The organism is Streptomyces sp. R818, assembly GCF_056172735.1.
The window spans coordinates 24,804-39,575 of sequence record NZ_JAOCNE010000012.1 but is presented as its reverse complement, the minus strand read 5'-3'; the positions used below and the strand labels follow the sequence as shown (position 1 = coordinate 39,575).

The 14,772-nt window shown below is 72.8% G+C and carries 15 protein-coding genes, 1 tRNA gene and 1 riboswitch; of the genes, 9 read left to right on the top strand and 7 right to left on the bottom strand.

Annotated elements, in window-relative coordinates:
- The first annotated feature begins 1 nt into the window (after position 1).
- The gene (locus N5I75_RS26545; protein WP_476681363.1) at positions 2–661 is read left to right on the top strand and encodes a YveK family protein; all 660 of its coding nucleotides are present in this window, start codon (positions 2–4) and stop codon (positions 659–661) included.
- Positions 661–1,824, top strand: coding sequence for a GNAT family N-acetyltransferase (locus N5I75_RS26540; RefSeq protein ID WP_476681361.1), 1,164 nt, complete (start codon positions 661–663; stop codon positions 1,822–1,824). The genes N5I75_RS26545 and N5I75_RS26540 overlap by 1 nt, the downstream gene beginning before the upstream one ends.
- Before the next feature lie 49 nt (positions 1,825–1,873).
- On the opposite strand, the gene N5I75_RS26535 is transcribed toward N5I75_RS26540, so the two are convergent.
- Positions 1,874–3,208: a glycoside hydrolase family 26 protein gene (locus tag N5I75_RS26535; protein WP_476681359.1), complete on the bottom strand. Its 1,335-nt coding sequence runs from the start codon at positions 3,206–3,208 to the stop codon at positions 1,874–1,876.
- A 132-nt stretch (positions 3,209–3,340) separates the two neighbouring features.
- On the opposite strand from N5I75_RS26535, the gene N5I75_RS26530 reads away from it, so the two are divergent.
- Both N5I75_RS26530 and N5I75_RS26525 read left to right on the top strand, forming a co-directional pair.
- A complete protein-coding gene (locus N5I75_RS26530) occupies positions 3,341–4,612 on the top strand; it encodes a carboxylate--amine ligase (protein WP_476681357.1) in 1,272 nt (423 codons plus the stop codon).
- On the top strand, positions 4,612–5,874 hold the full coding sequence (locus tag N5I75_RS26525; RefSeq protein WP_476681355.1) for an NAD(P)-binding domain-containing protein: 1,263 nt from the start codon (positions 4,612–4,614) through the stop codon (positions 5,872–5,874). The genes N5I75_RS26530 and N5I75_RS26525 overlap by 1 nt, the downstream gene beginning before the upstream one ends.
- A gap of 167 nt (positions 5,875–6,041) precedes the next feature.
- On the opposite strand, the gene N5I75_RS26520 is transcribed toward N5I75_RS26525, so the two are convergent.
- From N5I75_RS26520 to N5I75_RS26510, 3 genes are all read right to left on the bottom strand, one after another.
- Positions 6,042–6,608 carry a chaplin gene (locus tag N5I75_RS26520; protein WP_476681353.1) on the bottom strand — a complete coding sequence of 189 codons (567 nt, stop codon included), beginning with the start codon at positions 6,606–6,608 and terminating at the stop codon, positions 6,042–6,044.
- Between the two features lie 115 nt (positions 6,609–6,723).
- A complete protein-coding gene (locus N5I75_RS26515; RefSeq protein ID WP_476681351.1) occupies positions 6,724–6,957 on the bottom strand; it encodes a chaplin in 234 nt (77 codons plus the stop codon).
- 172 nt (positions 6,958–7,129) lie between these two features.
- A complete protein-coding gene (locus N5I75_RS26510) occupies positions 7,130–7,534 on the bottom strand; it encodes a rodlin (protein WP_476681349.1) in 405 nt (134 codons plus the stop codon).
- A gap of 209 nt (positions 7,535–7,743) precedes the next feature.
- Here N5I75_RS26510 and N5I75_RS26505 point away from each other — a divergent pair, with 209 nt between their 5' ends.
- Positions 7,744–8,148: a rodlin gene (locus tag N5I75_RS26505; RefSeq protein ID WP_476681347.1), complete on the top strand. Its 405-nt coding sequence runs from the start codon at positions 7,744–7,746 to the stop codon at positions 8,146–8,148.
- A 129-nt stretch (positions 8,149–8,277) separates the two neighbouring features.
- On the opposite strand, the gene N5I75_RS26500 is transcribed toward N5I75_RS26505, so the two are convergent.
- Positions 8,278–8,565 (bottom strand): hypothetical protein, encoded by a 288-nt coding sequence (locus N5I75_RS26500; RefSeq protein WP_476681345.1) that lies wholly within the window; start codon positions 8,563–8,565, stop codon positions 8,278–8,280.
- An 85-nt stretch (positions 8,566–8,650) separates the two neighbouring features.
- Between N5I75_RS26500 and N5I75_RS26495 the strand changes: the two genes are divergently transcribed.
- The 4 genes from N5I75_RS26495 to N5I75_RS26480 all read left to right on the top strand — a co-directional run bounded on the left by N5I75_RS26495 (position 8,651) and on the right by N5I75_RS26480 (position 12,386).
- Positions 8,651–8,724: transfer RNA gene (locus tag N5I75_RS26495), tRNA-Met, on the top strand.
- A gap of 175 nt (positions 8,725–8,899) precedes the next feature.
- Positions 8,900–10,000, top strand: a complete 1,101-nt coding sequence (locus N5I75_RS26490; RefSeq protein ID WP_476681343.1) for a PP2C family protein-serine/threonine phosphatase — start codon at positions 8,900–8,902, stop codon at positions 9,998–10,000.
- A gap of 179 nt (positions 10,001–10,179) precedes the next feature.
- Positions 10,180–10,338, top strand: a riboswitch (cyclic di-AMP (ydaO/yuaA leader).
- Between the two features lie 11 nt (positions 10,339–10,349).
- Positions 10,350–11,384 carry a M23 family metallopeptidase gene (locus tag N5I75_RS26485; RefSeq protein ID WP_476681341.1) on the top strand — a complete coding sequence of 345 codons (1,035 nt, stop codon included), beginning with the start codon at positions 10,350–10,352 and terminating at the stop codon, positions 11,382–11,384.
- Positions 11,385–11,432: 48 nt separating this feature from the next.
- The gene (locus N5I75_RS26480) at positions 11,433–12,386 is read left to right on the top strand and encodes an aldo/keto reductase (RefSeq protein WP_476681339.1); all 954 of its coding nucleotides are present in this window, start codon (positions 11,433–11,435) and stop codon (positions 12,384–12,386) included.
- Positions 12,387–12,429: 43 nt separating this feature from the next.
- On the opposite strand, the gene N5I75_RS26475 is transcribed toward N5I75_RS26480, so the two are convergent.
- Together N5I75_RS26475 and trmB are read right to left on the bottom strand one after the other, a co-directional pair.
- The gene (locus N5I75_RS26475; RefSeq protein ID WP_476681337.1) at positions 12,430–13,734 is read right to left on the bottom strand and encodes a PrsW family intramembrane metalloprotease; all 1,305 of its coding nucleotides are present in this window, start codon (positions 13,732–13,734) and stop codon (positions 12,430–12,432) included.
- Between the two features lie 47 nt (positions 13,735–13,781).
- Positions 13,782–14,555 carry a tRNA (guanosine(46)-N7)-methyltransferase TrmB gene (gene trmB, locus N5I75_RS26470; RefSeq protein WP_476681335.1) on the bottom strand — a complete coding sequence of 258 codons (774 nt, stop codon included), beginning with the start codon at positions 14,553–14,555 and terminating at the stop codon, positions 13,782–13,784.
- Positions 14,556–14,772 lie beyond the last annotated feature (217 nt).

The window sequence follows — 14,772 nt, the reverse complement described above, 5'->3', positions numbered from 1 at the left end:
GATGACCGAAGCCGCCCAGGAGAGGGCCACCGCCCCCCGACCGTCGGCCACCCGCATCGGCACCCGCGCGAGGCGCGTGCCGCACTGGTGGCCCCTGCCCGCGGCCCTCCTGCTCGGCGCGCTCGCCGGCGGGGTGTACGGCGCGGCGAGCACCCCCGAGTACACGGCGACCAGTTACGTGATCGCCGTACCGACCTCGCAGACCGACCCCACGTCGGCGGCGGGCTTCGCCCAGGCCTACAGCCGGGTGGCCACGCAGGTCGCCGTGTTGAGCGACGCGCAGGTCGCGGCGGGCGTCCCGGTCGAGACGCTGCGTGCGAGCATCCGCGCGGAGACGTCGCCGGACGCGCCCATGGTCGCGATCTCCGCCTCGTCGGAGAAGCCGGACACCGCGATGGAGATGGCCAACGCCGTCGCCCGCGCGCTGACCGCCAACGCCGCCCACGTGAAGAAGGACACCCACGTGGAGCTTCTGCGCTTCACGCGCGCGGTGCGGCCCACGGAGCCCTCCTCGCCCTCCGCGGGCCTGACGACCCTGGTCGGCGCCTGCGCGGGCGGCCTGCTCGGCGGCCTGGCGCTGCTGCTCCGCCCCCGCAGGGAGGCCGCGCACACGACGCCGACCGTGCCCGCGCCCGCCGCCGCCCAGCGGGGTGGTGCCTGATGGTGAGCCTCACATCCGGTGCGGCCGTCCTGGCGCGCCCGGACACCGCCCCGCCCGCCCCGTCCTTCACCGTCTGCACGGACACCGCCGAGTTCGGGCGGCTGCGCGAGGAGTGGAACCGCCTGCACCGCGCGTGCGCGACCGCGACCCCGTTCCAGAGCCACGCCTGGCTGCACTCCTGGTGGCTCTCCTACGGCCGCCCGGGGCGGCTGCGCGTCGTGCTCGTACGCCAGGAGGGGCGCCTCGTGGCGGCGGCGCCGCTCATGCTGCGCCCGCTGCCCTTCCCCACGCTGACGCCGCTCGGCACGGCCATCTCCGACTTCAGCGACGTCCTCGTCGAGGACGCCCCGGCGGCCTCGCCGTCGCGGGCGGTCGACGCGCTCCGCGCCGGCCTGTGGCGCCTCGCCGGGACCGCGGCCATCGACTTCCGCGAGGTGCGGCCGGGCTCCGCGGTGGAGGCCCTGCACGCCCGCTGGCCGGGCCCGCGCCGCCGCCTCGACGACTCGCCCTGCCTGGAGCTGCCCGCGCTGCCCATGGACGAGCTGGTGGGACGGCTGCCGCGGCCCCGCGCCCAGCGCGCCCGCGCCAAGCTCCGCAAGCTGGACGCGCTCGGCATCGAGCGCCGCGTCGTGCCCGCCGCCGAGGTCGGCCCCTCGGTGCGGCGCCTGCTCGACCTGCATCAACTGCAGTGGCAGGGCCGCAAAGTGACGACCGAGCACGTCAAGCCGCGCTTCGCCGAGCACCTCACGCGCGCGGTCGCCGAGATGGCGTGCACGGGCGACGCCGTCGTCACCGAGTTCGCCCTGGACGGCTCGGTGGTCGCCGCCGACCTGACGTTCCTCTCCCCGCGCCTCGCGGGCGGCTACCTCTACGGCGCCCACCCGCGGCTCAGGGAGCGCAAGGTCGACGTCGCCACGATGCTGCTCCGCTCCTGCGCGGAACATCTGCAGGGCGGCTCGCGGGACAGCGTCCTGAGCCTGTTGCGCGGCACCGAGCCCTACAAGCTGCACTGGGGCCCCGAGCAGCGCGTCAACCAGCGCTACCTCCTCGCCCGGCACACCACCGCGCCGCTGCTCGGCGCGGTCCTCGCCGACGTACGGGCCCGCTCCTGGGCGAAGCGGGCCCGCACGGCGTGGAAGGAGCGCGGTGCGGGTCCCGGCTAGAGCGCGCGCCGCGTCAGGCGCGGTGCACCGCACCCCTGAGCGCGCCGCCTCAGGCGCGGTGCACCCAGTCCCTGAGCCGCACGCACACCTTGCCGCCGATCCAGCGCTCCACCCACGCCCCGAGCTCGACGGTGGAGCACCTCGGAGGCCGCGTCGGCTGAGCGGGCTGTGTGGGCGCGGTCGGTGGCGTCGGCTGCGCGGGCGGGGTCGGCAGCACGGGCGTGTCCGCCTTGTCGCGTCCGGTCAGCACGGCCCGGTAGACCTTCGCCGCCCGCGGGTTCTGCCGGCACTGCCACACACCGTGCGGGCAGTAGTCGGTGAGCGTGTTGTAGAGCGCCTTGTGCTCGTCCATCCAGGCGAGCATGCGCCGCATGTACTCCGGGTTGTCCCCGTTGCGGAACAGCCCCCACTCCGGGTACGAGACCGGCTTGCCGTGCTCCTTGGCGAAGTCGACGTGCTTCTGCAGCCCGTACGGCTCGGACACCTGCTGGTCGAAGGTGAGCCCCTCGGGCTGGTCGTAGGCGTCCATGCCGATGATGTCGACCACGTCGTCACCGGGGTAGCAGTCGGTCCAGGGCACGGCGTCCCGGCCCCGGTTCGGCGCGAAGTCGAAGCGGAACCTCTGCCCCTCCACCGACCGCATCGCCGTCACGATCCGCTTCCAGTACGTCTTCCACGCCTCGGGGTCGGGTCCGCACCGGTGCGTGTAGGTGATCCCGTTCATCTCCCAGCCGAGGACGAGGACGGTGTCCGGCACCTTCAGGGCGACCAGGCGCTTCGCCAGGGTGCGGAAGTGCTCGTCGAAGTCGCCGGCCGCGCCCTTGTGGAGGAGGGTGCGCACCTCGGCGTCCGGCACCCGGCCCTCGTTGCGCTCCATCATCGGTACGTTCAGTACGAAGAGCCGGTCATCGCGGCCACGACGCCACTTGGCCCAACTGTCGAGGAACGTCGGGGCGCCCTCGATGTTGCTCCACCGGTCACCGGGAAGATAGGTGTGCCCTACGCGCAGATCGGCGCCGCCGAGCCAGTCCGACAGCCGCGTCATCCGCGCCACCCCGCGCGGCCCGAAGTCCAGGTAGGCCCCGAACGAGGGGAACCTGGCCGCCTCCACCTCCGGGAGCGGACTCGGGGACGCGACCGGCGGAGTGGCGGACGGTGCCGGGACGGCCGGGGCTGTCGGGCCTGTCGGGACGGCCGGGTCGGTCGGAGTGCCGGCCGGCGTCGGGTCGGGCACGTTCGCGGCGGCCGGGATCCGTTCGGCGCGCGGTGTCGCGTCCGCGTGCTCGATGGACACGGAGCCGCCCGCGACCACCGCCGAGACCAAGGCCCCCACCGCGACCAGTGTCAGGCGTCCGCGTTTCCCGCTCCGGCGTTCTAAGACCATCTCTGCTCCTCGTCCCGCGCTCGCACCATTCCTGACACTCAGTCACACGAACGGTCGCGGCGCCAATCGTGGAACAGCCGATGGCCGCCCTCCTCACCCTCACGGGTTAGTTCCTTCGAAAGGAATCGGCACATGCTCGATCCCTGTGTCCCGGTCGTGCTGCTGCGGATCGACCCCAACCCCTTCCACCACGGGACGCTGGGGGCGGTCCGCTCCCTGGGGCGCTGCGGGGTGGAGGTCCACGTGGCGGCCGCGCCGGACGGCTCCCCGGTGACCCGCTCGCGCTACGTCACCCGGACGCACCCGGCGCCGCGCCCGGGGGCGCCGCTGCACGAGATCGCCGCCGAGCTGCGCCGGACGGCGGCCCGCGTCGGCAGGCCCGCGGTCCTCATCCCGGTGGACGACGCGGGGGCCATCGCGGTGAGCCGGCTGCGCGAACCGCTGACCGCGTCGTACCTCCTGCCCGAGCAGCCCGAACACCTGGCCGAGTACGTCGCGGACAAGGCGCGCCTGCCCGAACTCTGCCGCGCCGTCGGCATCGACCACCCCCGCACCCTGCTGCCGCGCGACGCCCACGACGCCTGCACGGCGGCCGAGGAGCTGGGCACCCCCGTGGTCGCGAAGTGGAGCCACCCCTGGCTCCTCCCGCGCGACGCGGGGCTGCGCAGCACCTGCCTCCTCCGCTCCCCCGAGGAGGCGATGAGCCTCTACGAGAAGGGCGCCGCCACCGGCGCCGAACTCCTGCTCCAGGAGTACCTGCCCGCACGGCCGGGCGGCGACTGGTTCTTCCACGGCTACGCGGACCGCGACGGCGCCCTGCACGGCGGCGGCGCCGGGACCAAGCGGCGGGCCTGGCCGCGCGGCGCGGGCCTCACCGCCGTCGGCCGCTGGGCCCCGGCCCCGGAGCTGCGCACCGCCGTCGAGGCGCTCGTCGACGCCCTCGGCTACCGGGGCATCTTCGACATCGACTTCAGGGTGGACGCCACGACCGGCAGCCACCACCTGCTGGACTTCAACCCCCGGCCGGGAGCGCAGTTCCGGCTCTTCGCGGACGGCGCGGGCCTGGACGTCGTACGCGCCCAGTACCTCGACCTCACCCACCAGCCGCTGCCTGAGGGACGCGCCCTGCCGGGCCGCACCTTCGTCGTCGAGAACTACGCGCCGCTGGCCGCGCTGCGCGCGTTGCTGCGCCCGTCCGCCGCCCCGGAGTTCGCCTGGCACGCCCAGGACGACCCCGCGCCCGGCCGCGCCATGGCCGCCGCCTGGTCCCGGCACGTGGCGGGGCGGCTGCTGCGCCGGGCGCGGCCCGCCCCGGTCGCGGTGCCCGCCCAGGCGTCGGGCGACCCGACCGAACAGGCGGCCGCCGTCCCGGCCGCGACGGCTGAACGAAAGGCGAGCTGCTGATGCACGATCTGCTGGTTGTGGGCGCGGGACCCTACGGCCTGTCCATCGCCGCGCACGCGCAGGCGCGCGGACTCGACACCCGGGTCCTCGGCCGCCCGATGGCGTCCTGGCGCGACCACATGCCCCGCGGCATGTTCCTCAAGTCGGAGCCCTGGGCGTCCCACCTCTCCGCGCCGGGCGGCCGGTTCGGGCTCGACGCGTACTGCGCCCGCGTCGGGGTCCCCGCCGAGCACGGCCGCCCGCTCCCCGTACGGACGTTCGCCGACTACGGCCTGTGGTTCGCGCGCGAGGCCGTGTCGCACCTGGACGAGCGGATGATCGAGAGCGTCGACGCGGCGCCCGACGGCTTCGACGTGCGCGCCCGGGACGGCGAGGTCCTGCGCGCCCGCGCGGTCGCCCTGGCCACCGGACTGCTCCCGTACACACACCTCCCGGAAGCGCTGCGGAAGCTGTCGGACCAGCACGTGTCGCACAGCAGCCACCACAGCGACCTCGGCCGGTTCCGCGACGCGGACGTGACCGTGGTCGGCGCGGGCCAGGCCGCCCTGGAGCTCGCCGCGCTCCTCGCCGAGCAGGGGACCCGCGTACGGATCGTCGCGCGCGCCGCCGGGCTCGACTGGAACACGGTCCCGCCGCCCTGGACGCGCCCCTGGCACCAGAGCCTGCGCGCCCCGCACAGCGGCCTCGGCAGCGGCTGGCGCAACTGGTTCTACTCGGAGCGGCCCGGCGCCTTCCGACGGCTGCCGGAGCGCACCCGGGCCGCCATCGCCGAGTCCGCCCTCGGCCCGGCGGGCGCCTGGTGGGTCAGGGACCGCGTCCACGCGGCCGCCGTCGACCTCCGCATGGGCCGCACCATCGTGGACGCGCTGCCGTCGGCGGGGCGGCTGCGGCTGCGCACCGTCGGTACGACGCAGGGCCTGGAGGAGTTCGAGACCGACCACGTCATCGCGGCGACCGGGTTCCGGGCGACCTGCGCCCGGATGACGGTCCTCGCGCCCCGGGTCCGCCACATGCTGGCCCCGAGCCTCGCCCACACCCCGCGCGTCGGCCGCGGCTTCGCCTCCGCCTACCCGGGGCTCTTCCTCGCGGGCCTCGTCACGACCCCGGACTACGGCCCCGCGATGCGGTTCGTGCACGGGGCGACGTACACCGCGCCCGCCCTGGTCACCGGGGTCGAGCGGTACCTGGCGCGGCAGTCGGGGCAGGGTCGCGCATATGCCGCTTCCGGCCCCATTGGGGTGAAGTGCCTGGCAAACGGGTGAACCGGTGCATCCAAGGCCCCGGTTCGGTGGTCGACTGTCGGCTGTCATGAGAAGGGCCGCGCTGCCTTCCTCCCAGCCGTCGGCGTCACGCCGTTGGTAGGCAGCTTTCACCACGGCCTCCTCTGTGGGCCGGGAAGAGCGCTCAGGCTGCTCTTCCCGGCCCGGCCTCACCGCCGCAGCGCACCGCTCCGGGTCCTGCGGTAGAGGACAGCACCGGCGAGCACGAGCCCGGCCCCGGCGCCCGCGGCGGCCGTCAGGCCCTCCATGGACCCCGACTCGGCGAGCCGCTCCCCGTCCGCCTCCGCACGGACCGCCGTCCCTGGCTCCTCGCGTACGTCCTGTGCCCCCGGCACCGACCTGGGCCGCGACGGCGGCGCGCCCGGAGCCTCCTGCGGCTCGCGGGGCGGCTCGTCCGGCCGCTGCCGCTCCTGGCCCTGGCCCTGCCCCTGACCTTGGCTCTGCTCCTGGCTGCGTTCCTGGCTTCGTTCCTGGCCGGGCGGGGACGGCAGGCCCGGGCGCGCACCGTTCCCGCACGCGTCACCCGTCGCCGGGTTCAGTCCGCCCACCGCGTCGGCCGCATTGCCGCACGCGTTGGCGCCGATGGTGATCGGAATCTGCACCGAATTGCCCGACAGCACACCGGGAGAACCGCTCGCTCGTCCCTGATCGCCCGACTGGGCGAGAGCGCCCGTCGCCGGCACGGACAGAATGCCGGTCGCCGCGACGACCGTCACGGCCCCGATTCTCAGTGCCTGCCTCACTGTTCTTCCTCTCCCGCTTCAATTCGAAGCCGACCCCGGTGCCGGAAGGCACCGGGGTCGGCCGGGTCACACACCGCGCGGTCGAGCGTCAGTCGTTGGCGCAGGGGTTGCCGAAAGCGGGGTTCAGCAGACCGATGACGTCGACGGTGTTGCCGCAGACGTTGACCGGGATGTGGATGGGGGCCTGCACGTTGTTGCCCGAGATGACACCCGGGGAGTTCACGGCCGCACCCTGCGCACCGGCGTCGGCGAACGCCGGGGCGGCGATACCGAAGGCCATGACGGCACCGGCGACGATCGTGACGCTCTTCTTCAAGGACATGCTTTTCTCCTTTTACCGAGGAAGTTTCTGGGACTCCGCGAAGCAAACGAGCCGGCACCGGCTGAGGAAACTGTGCCGACCGGGCGACGAAGCGGAACGGCGCCCGGTAAAAAAGGCCCGAACCGCCCGCGTGCGATACGACGCGGACGGCCCGGGCAGGGTGCGCAGAGACTCAGTGGTTCTGCGTGCCGTTCGAGGAGAGGACCGGGATGTCGTCCAGGATGTGCGACAGCGGCTCGTCGCCCTTCCTCTGCGTCGAGTTCTCGACACACTGCTGGTTCTGCGGAGACGTCAGGATGTCCTGGACGCCGACGTTGACCAGGCCCACGACATTCTGGACGTCCGCCTTGACCGGCAGGCCGACACAGGGCTTGTTCAGCGAACCCTGGACCAGGCTGAGCTGCGGGCTCATGTCGCCGTCGGTCGAGGAGTTGCCGAATGCCTGCTGGGCGCCGTTGCCGCTGGCCGCGGCGGTGCCGTTGTCGTCGCCGTTCGCGAGCGCCGAGGGCGCAGCCGCCACGGACATGCCGACCACGGACACGGCGACCGCGGCTGCGGCCATTGCCTTCTTGAGCATTTTTTTCAGTTCCTTTTCTGACAGGCACCGGTTACTGCGAAAGGAACAACTCCCCGGGCTCCGGATGGTTTCGCAGGTTCACCCGTTGTGCCGAGAGTCTGGCTGTTCGTACGGCATACGTACCGCCATCCGAGTGAATGCGGACAACCAAACCGGCTCGCGCGTAGTTGGTACGGATGCTCTCTGAAACAACTGAAGGGGAATCTCTCATGTTGAAAAAGGCCGTGGCGGCCGCAGCCGTCACCGCGTCTCTCGTCGGCATCTCCGCGGCGGCGGCCCCCCAGGCGCTGGCGAACGGCGACGACAACGGCACCACCGCGTTCAGCGGTAACCACGCGTCGCAGTCGTACGGAAACTCGGCGACGTACGGCAACATGAGCCCGCAGATGGCGCTCATCCAGGGTTCCCTCAACAAGCCCTGCATCGGTCTGCCCGCCAAGGCGGACATCCAGAACGTCGTGGGTCTGGTCAACGTCGGTGTCCAGGACATCCTGACGTCCCCGCAGAACCAGCAGTGCGTCGAGAACTCGTCGCAGCGCAAGGGCGACGAGGCGCTGTCGCACATCCTGGAGGACATTCCGATCCTCTCCAGCAACGGAAACGGCAACGGCTGATCCGCACGCCGCACGCGTTGGGCCGCCCACTTGGGCGGCCCAACTTTGTTGTGGCGCGGACACACCTGAGGGGCGGCTGCGTCAGGCAACCGCCCCTCAGGCGTTTCCGGATATCTGGTGCGGGTGCCGCTACGCGCTGAGCAGGCCGGTGACCGGCGCCACCAGGTCCGTGATCTGGTGCAGCTCGTTCAGCTTGTTCAGCTGGTGGATGCCCTGGAGCTGCTCGGCGGTGCGCGGCACCTCGCGGCGGTGCTCGGCCGGGATGGCCATGGTGGTGACCGCGTCCAGCATCGCGGTCGGGGAGATCATGTTGCCCGCCGCCTGGGGCGTGGTGTCGGCCTGCGCCGCAGGGGCCACGATCGCCGTGGCACCGACGGCGAGGAGGGCAGCGGTGAGGACTCGTCGAGTTGAGGTCATGTCCTCTTAACGCCACTCCCGAGGCGCCGGACACGGGTGCGATTGGCATTCGTCGTCCCTGATGGCGTAGTGTGGTGTTCACCGACGCGGGGTGGAGCAGCTCGGTAGCTCGCTGGGCTCATAACCCAGAGGTCGCAGGTTCAAATCCTGTCCCCGCTACTGAAGGCCGAGGCCGGAATCTTCCGAGATTCCGGCCTCGTTCCGTTTCCCGGCGCGTCCCGCCCCGATTCCGCGGCTGACCCGGACGGAGCAGTACCGGTCGCCCCCCGGCCCCCTCCCCGGGAACCCTTTGGTGAGACGCCGGACAGCGGGCGCGGACGGCAGGAGACACGTGGTGGGGCAGCGAGGAGGGCGGCACAGGCATCCGGCGGACGCCCCCGGCACGCCCTTCTTCCTGCGCATCCTGCCCCTGCTGCTGATCATCGGCGGCGCGGTCTACGAGTACTGCACGCCGTCCGGGTTCGCGGGCTCGCCCCTCTTCAGCGCGGCGCCGCTGGTCGCCGCGCCGTTCTTTTCGCTGGGCAGCACCATCGCGGCCGGGGTCGCCTCGATCGGCGCCATCGTCGCCGTACACCTCCGATACACGGCGTTCCACAGCGGCGTCTGGACGGAGATGGCGACCGTCGCCACCGTCTGCGTCCTGGCCTGTTTCCTCAACCGGATCAAGCGGCGCAGCGACGAGGAGCTGGCGTCCGCGCGGCAGATCGCGGCGGCGGCCCAGTCCGCGGTGCTGCCGCGGCCGGCCGGACGGATCGGCGGCCTCGCCATCGCGGCGCGGTACGAGGCGGCGCAGGCCGACGCGTTCATCGGCGGCGATCTGTACGCGGTGCAGGACACCCCGCACGGCGTACGGATAGTCGTGGGCGACGTCCGCGGCAAGGGCATGGGCGCGGTCGCCGCCGTCGCCGTCGTCATCGGGGCGTTCCGGGAGGCCGCCGAGCAGGAGGACAGCCTGGAGGCGGTCGCCCAGCGCCTGGAGCGGGCGCTGGCCCGGGAGGGGTCGCGGCGGCGCGGCATCGACGACTTCGAGGGGTTCACCACCGCCGTGCTCGCGGAGATCCCGCACGGCGGCGACCTCCTGCGCGTCCTCAACCGCGGCCACCCCGAGCCGATCGTGCTGCACGGCGACGGGCAGGTCCGGGTGATCAGCCCCGCCGAGGCGGCGCTCCCGCTCGGCCTCGGCGAGCTCGGCTCCTGGCCGGACCGGGCGACCGAGGCGGAGTTCCCGCCCGCGGCGACGCTGCTGCTCTACACGGACGGGCTCTCCGAGGCGCGCGACACGAAGGGGGTCTTCTACGATCCGGCGGCCCGGCTCGCCGGACGCGTCTTCCCGGGGCCCGACGAGCTCCTCGTGACGCTCGCCGACGAGGTGCGCCTGCACACCGGGGGCGGCGCCAGCGACGACATGGCGCTGCTCGCCGTACGCCGTCCCTGACCGCTGTTCTTGATCGACATCACCAGGGGTGACCGAACGGCGTCGCTGCGCATAACAATTGACACTACGTCAGAAACTGTCAGGTTTAACGGGGCTAGAACGGCTTGGAATTACTGTCCGCTGTCTATTAACGTTCGATAACGCAGCGCGGTCGTCCCAGCCGTCACAAGCGACGGCTCCGTGCGCACGCGCCTAATCCCGCAAGGGAGCCGGGGAACCACCAACTTGGGGTGAATCAGGCATCGTTCCGACGCTTTCCGGGCGCCGGACCGTGCTCGTAGGAGACCTTCCTGCTCCGAACCCGTCAGCTAACCCGGTAGGCGAGAAGGAAGGAAAGGAGAGCGCCCCCGTGGCGTCGAACCGTCCTGCCCCCGAACTCTCCGGGTACCCCGCCCAGCCGGCCGACGGCGACTACGCCGCCCCGCGCACGAGCTTCGAGGAGTGGAACCCCACCGAGGAGTCCGTCCGCCCCGTCCGCGGCAAGCACCGCGTGGCCCGGCAGCGCGGCGGCCTCGCGCGCAGCTCCACGGTCCTCGGCGTCGGCGTGATCGCCGCCGTCGGCGCGGGCGGCATCGCCACCGCGCAGGGCGGCAAGCCCGCCGTCCAGATATCCATGCCCGACCTCTCGGCGGTCACGGACGCCCTGCCGGAGGCGAAGTCGCTGCCCGGCGTGAGCGCGCTGATGGCCGACGACGCCCCTGCCGAAGCCGCGGAGGCCGCGCCCCTCACCGCCATGAGCGGCGGGCAGTCGGACGCCGGCGAGGCGCTGCGCGCCCGCATCATGCAGCAGGCCGAGACGCAGCAGGACGCCGCCGACGCCAAGGCGCAGGCCGCCGCCGAGGAGGCCGCCGCGAAGAAGGCCGCCGAGGAAGCCGCAGCGAAGCGGGAGAAGGCCGAGGCCAAGGCCGCCGCCGAGAAGAAGAAGGCGGAGGAGGAGGCCAAGAAGAAGGCCGAGGCCGAGCGCCTCGCCAAGCTGGCCAAGAGCTACAAGCTCCCCGTCGCCTCCTACACGCTGACCGGCACCTTCGGACAGCCCGGCTCGCTCTGGTCCTCCGGCTACCACACGGGCCTGGACTTCGCCGCCCCCACCGGCACGCCGATCTACGCCATCCACGGCGGCACCATCACCGAGGCCGGCTGGGCGGGCGCGTACGGCTACCGCACGATCCTCACCCTCGACGACGGCACCGAGCTGTGGTTCTGCCACCAGTCCTCGCTCAACGTCAGCGTCGGCCAGAAGGTCTCCACCGGCGACGTCATCGGCCGCGTCGGCGCCACCGGCAACGTCACCGGCGACCACCTCCACCTGGAGGTCCACCCCGGCGGGGACGCGACCGGCGTCGACCCGGCGGCCTGGCTGCGCGGCAAGGGTCTGGCACTCTGATGCGCGCCTGACGGAACACCCGCTTCCGCAGGGGCGTTGAATGACGGCATGACTTCTTCTCCCCTGCGCAAGCTCGGCGCCTCCGACCTGGAGGTCTTCCCGCTCGCCCTCGGCGGCAACGTGTTCGGCTGGACCGCCGACGAGGCCACCTCCTTCGAGGTGCTCGACGCCTACACCGCCGGCGGCGGCAACTTCATCGACACGGCCGACTCGTACTCCGCCTGGATCGAGGGCAACCACGGCGGCGAGTCGGAGACGATCATCGGCAAGTGGCTCAGGGCGCGGGGCAACCGCGACGACGTCGTCATCGCCACCAAGGTCGCCCGCCACCCCGACTTCAAGGGCCTGCACGCCGCCAACATCAAGGCCGCCGCCGACGCCTCCCTCGGCCGCCTCGGCACCGACCACATCGACCTGTACTACACGCACTTCGACGACGACGAGTCGATCCCCGTCGAGGAGATCATCGGCGCGCTCGACGAGCTGGTGACGGCGGGCAAGGTGCGCGAGATCGCCGTCTCGAACATCTCGCCGGACCGCCTCCAGGAGTCCCTCGACTTCTCCGACCGCGAGGGCGTCGCCCGCTACGTCGCCATCCAGCCGCACTACAACCTCGTCTCCCGCGACACCTACGAGGGCCGCCGCCAGGACATCGCTTCGCGCGCCGGGCTCGCCGCCGTCCCGTACTACGCGCTCGCCTCCGGCTTCCTGACCGGCAAGTACCGGCCCGGCGTCCAGGTGGACAGCCAGCGCGCGGGCGGCGCCGCCAAGCACCTGGAGACCGAGCGCGGCCAGAAGGTCCTCACCGCCCTCGACGAGATCGCGCAGGAGCACGGCGCCGAGATCGCCACCGTCGCCCTGGCCTGGCTCGCCGCGCGGCCCACCGTGGCCGCGCCGATCGCGTCCGCGCGCACGGTCGAGCAGCTGCCCGCGCTGCTCGCGGTGGCGGACCTGACCCTCACGGACGAGGAGATTGCCCGCCTCACGGACGCGTCGGCCTGAGACGTCGGCCTCCGCCCCGGATGCCTCAGTGGCGGTACGGACCTCAGTGGCGGTACGGGGGATACGCGGCGCCGGATGCCATCGGGGCCGCGTACACCGGCGGGCGCCACATGGGGGCGGCGACCTGGGAGGCGTACGCCAGTGCCGCGCGCGCGTAGCCGCGCCGCTCCCACAGCGCGTCGAGCAGCTCCCGCTCCCGTACGGCGAAGTCGGCGCCGGCCCCGCCCTTGCGGGCGCGGTGGCGCAGGAGCGCGAGCGAGGTCGCGTACGCCTCGTACTCGGTGACCGCGCGCTCCGCCTCCTTGCCGCCGTAGTGCGCGGCGAACTCCCTGGCCAGGCGGCGCGCCTTGAGCGAGCCGAGGGCGAAGGGCTCGGGCGGGGCCAGCCACCCCGCGCCCACGTAGAGCACGAGTTCGGTCCGCATGGTGCGCAGTTCGCGGTGGCGCAGGTAGATCGCGAGCCAGGTGACCAGGCCGAAGACCGGAACCATGAAAGCCGCGTACACAGCGAAGAAGCCGTACTCGCCGAAGGACGACGAGCCGTTCCAGAAGGCGTGCATGGCCATGGCGACGAGCAGTCCGGCGAGCGGCAGCAGGATGCGGCGGACCTTGCCGCGCTCGGGTGCGAGGACGGCGGCGATCCCGAAGCCGATGCCGGTCAGCACGGTGAAGAGCGGATGCGCGAAGGGTGACATCACGACGCGGACGAAGAAGGTCGCCGCCGTGACGGAGCTGAGGCCGGGGCCCGTGCCGGTGAGCTGGTCGGTGCCGAAGGCGTTGCCCAGGTAGAGGATGTTCTCGGTGAAGGCGAAGCCGGTCGCGGTGACCCCGGCGATGACGACGCCGTCGACGACGCCGGTGAAGTCCCGTCTGCGGAAGAGGAAGACGAGCAGCACGGCGGCGGCCTTGGCGCTCTCCTCGACTATGGGCGCTATGACGGTGGCGCCGAGGGTGTCGGCGCCGGTCGGGTCGGCGGTGGCGGTCTCTATCCACCGGGTCGCGAAACTGTTCGCCACGATCGCTATCAGGGCCGCCGCGCAGGCCCCCCAGGCGAAGGAGAAGACCAGGTTCCGCCAGGGCCCGGGCTGCACCCGGTCCAGCCAGCGGAACGCGGCTATCAGCAGCGGTACGGGGACCAGGGCCAGACCGAGCCCGACCAGGAACCCTTCGGTGCCGGTCTGCTCGCGGACGAGCGCCGCGATGACGGCGCCGGAGACCGCGAGCAGCGTGGCCAGTGCCGTGGCCCGTACACCTTTCCGTTCCCACCAGCGCGGATGCGGGACCGCGCCGTGCGGCCGGGGGCCGTGGGCGTGGTCCTGGTGCGGCGGACTGCTGGGGTACGAGGCCACTCATTGACCCTAACGAGGGATGCGCGGCGCCGCGACGGGGCCTGTGTTCAGCGCCGCCTGAACAGCAGGTCGTGCACCACATGCCCCTTCTTCAGGCCCTGACCCTCGAACCGGGTCAGCGGCCGGAAGCCGGGCCGCGGCGCGTACCCGCCGTCCGCCTGCGTGTTCTCGTAGTCGGGGTGGGCGGTGAGCACGTCCAGCATCTGCTCTGCGTACTCCTCCCAGTCCGTCGCGCAGTGCACGAGGGCGCCGGGCTTGAGCGGGGCCGCGACCTGGGTGAGGAACTCGGGCTGGATGAGGCGCCGCTTGTTGTGCCGCTTCTTCGGCCACGGGTCGGGGAAGAAGACGCGCAGCCCGTCGAGGCTCGCGTCGGGCAGCATCGCGCGCAGCAGGATGATCGCGTCGCCGTTGGCCACCCGTACGTTGGTCATGCCGCCGCGGTCGGCGAGGCCGAGGAGGTTGCCCTGGCCCGGGGTGTGGACGTCCACGGCGAGGATGCCGGTCGTCGGGTCGTCGGCGGCCATCTGCGCGGTCGCCTCACCCATGCCGAAGCCGATCTCCAGGACGACGCGGTCGACGCCCGGGAACATCTCCGCCAGGTCGAGCACCCGCTGTCCGTCGATGTCGAGGCCCCACTTCGGCCACAGCCGCTGCAACGCGTCGGCCTGCGCGGTGGTGACCCGGCTGCGGCGCGGCTGAAAGCTGCGGATGCGCCGCTCGAAGTGCGACCCGGCGGGGTCGGGCTTGGGCCCGTCCGGAAACCGCGGCTCGTTCGGGCGCGCGGGCGGGGCGGGGTTCTGGGGGTTCTCGGACTCAGACACAGTGGGGCGATTTTACGTGGTCGGCGCGCTCGGAGGCCCCGTGCGGTTCGCCCCTGCGGCCGGCCCCAGGTGTGGTCGGTGTCCTCGGGGGCCCACCCGGTGCACCCGCCACGACCGGCGCCAGGTGCGCTCGATGCCCCGGCGGCTCCGCCCGGTCCACCTCTGTGACCGGCGCTTGGGGCCGGTCCGCCCTGCGACCGGCGCCTGGGGCCGGACC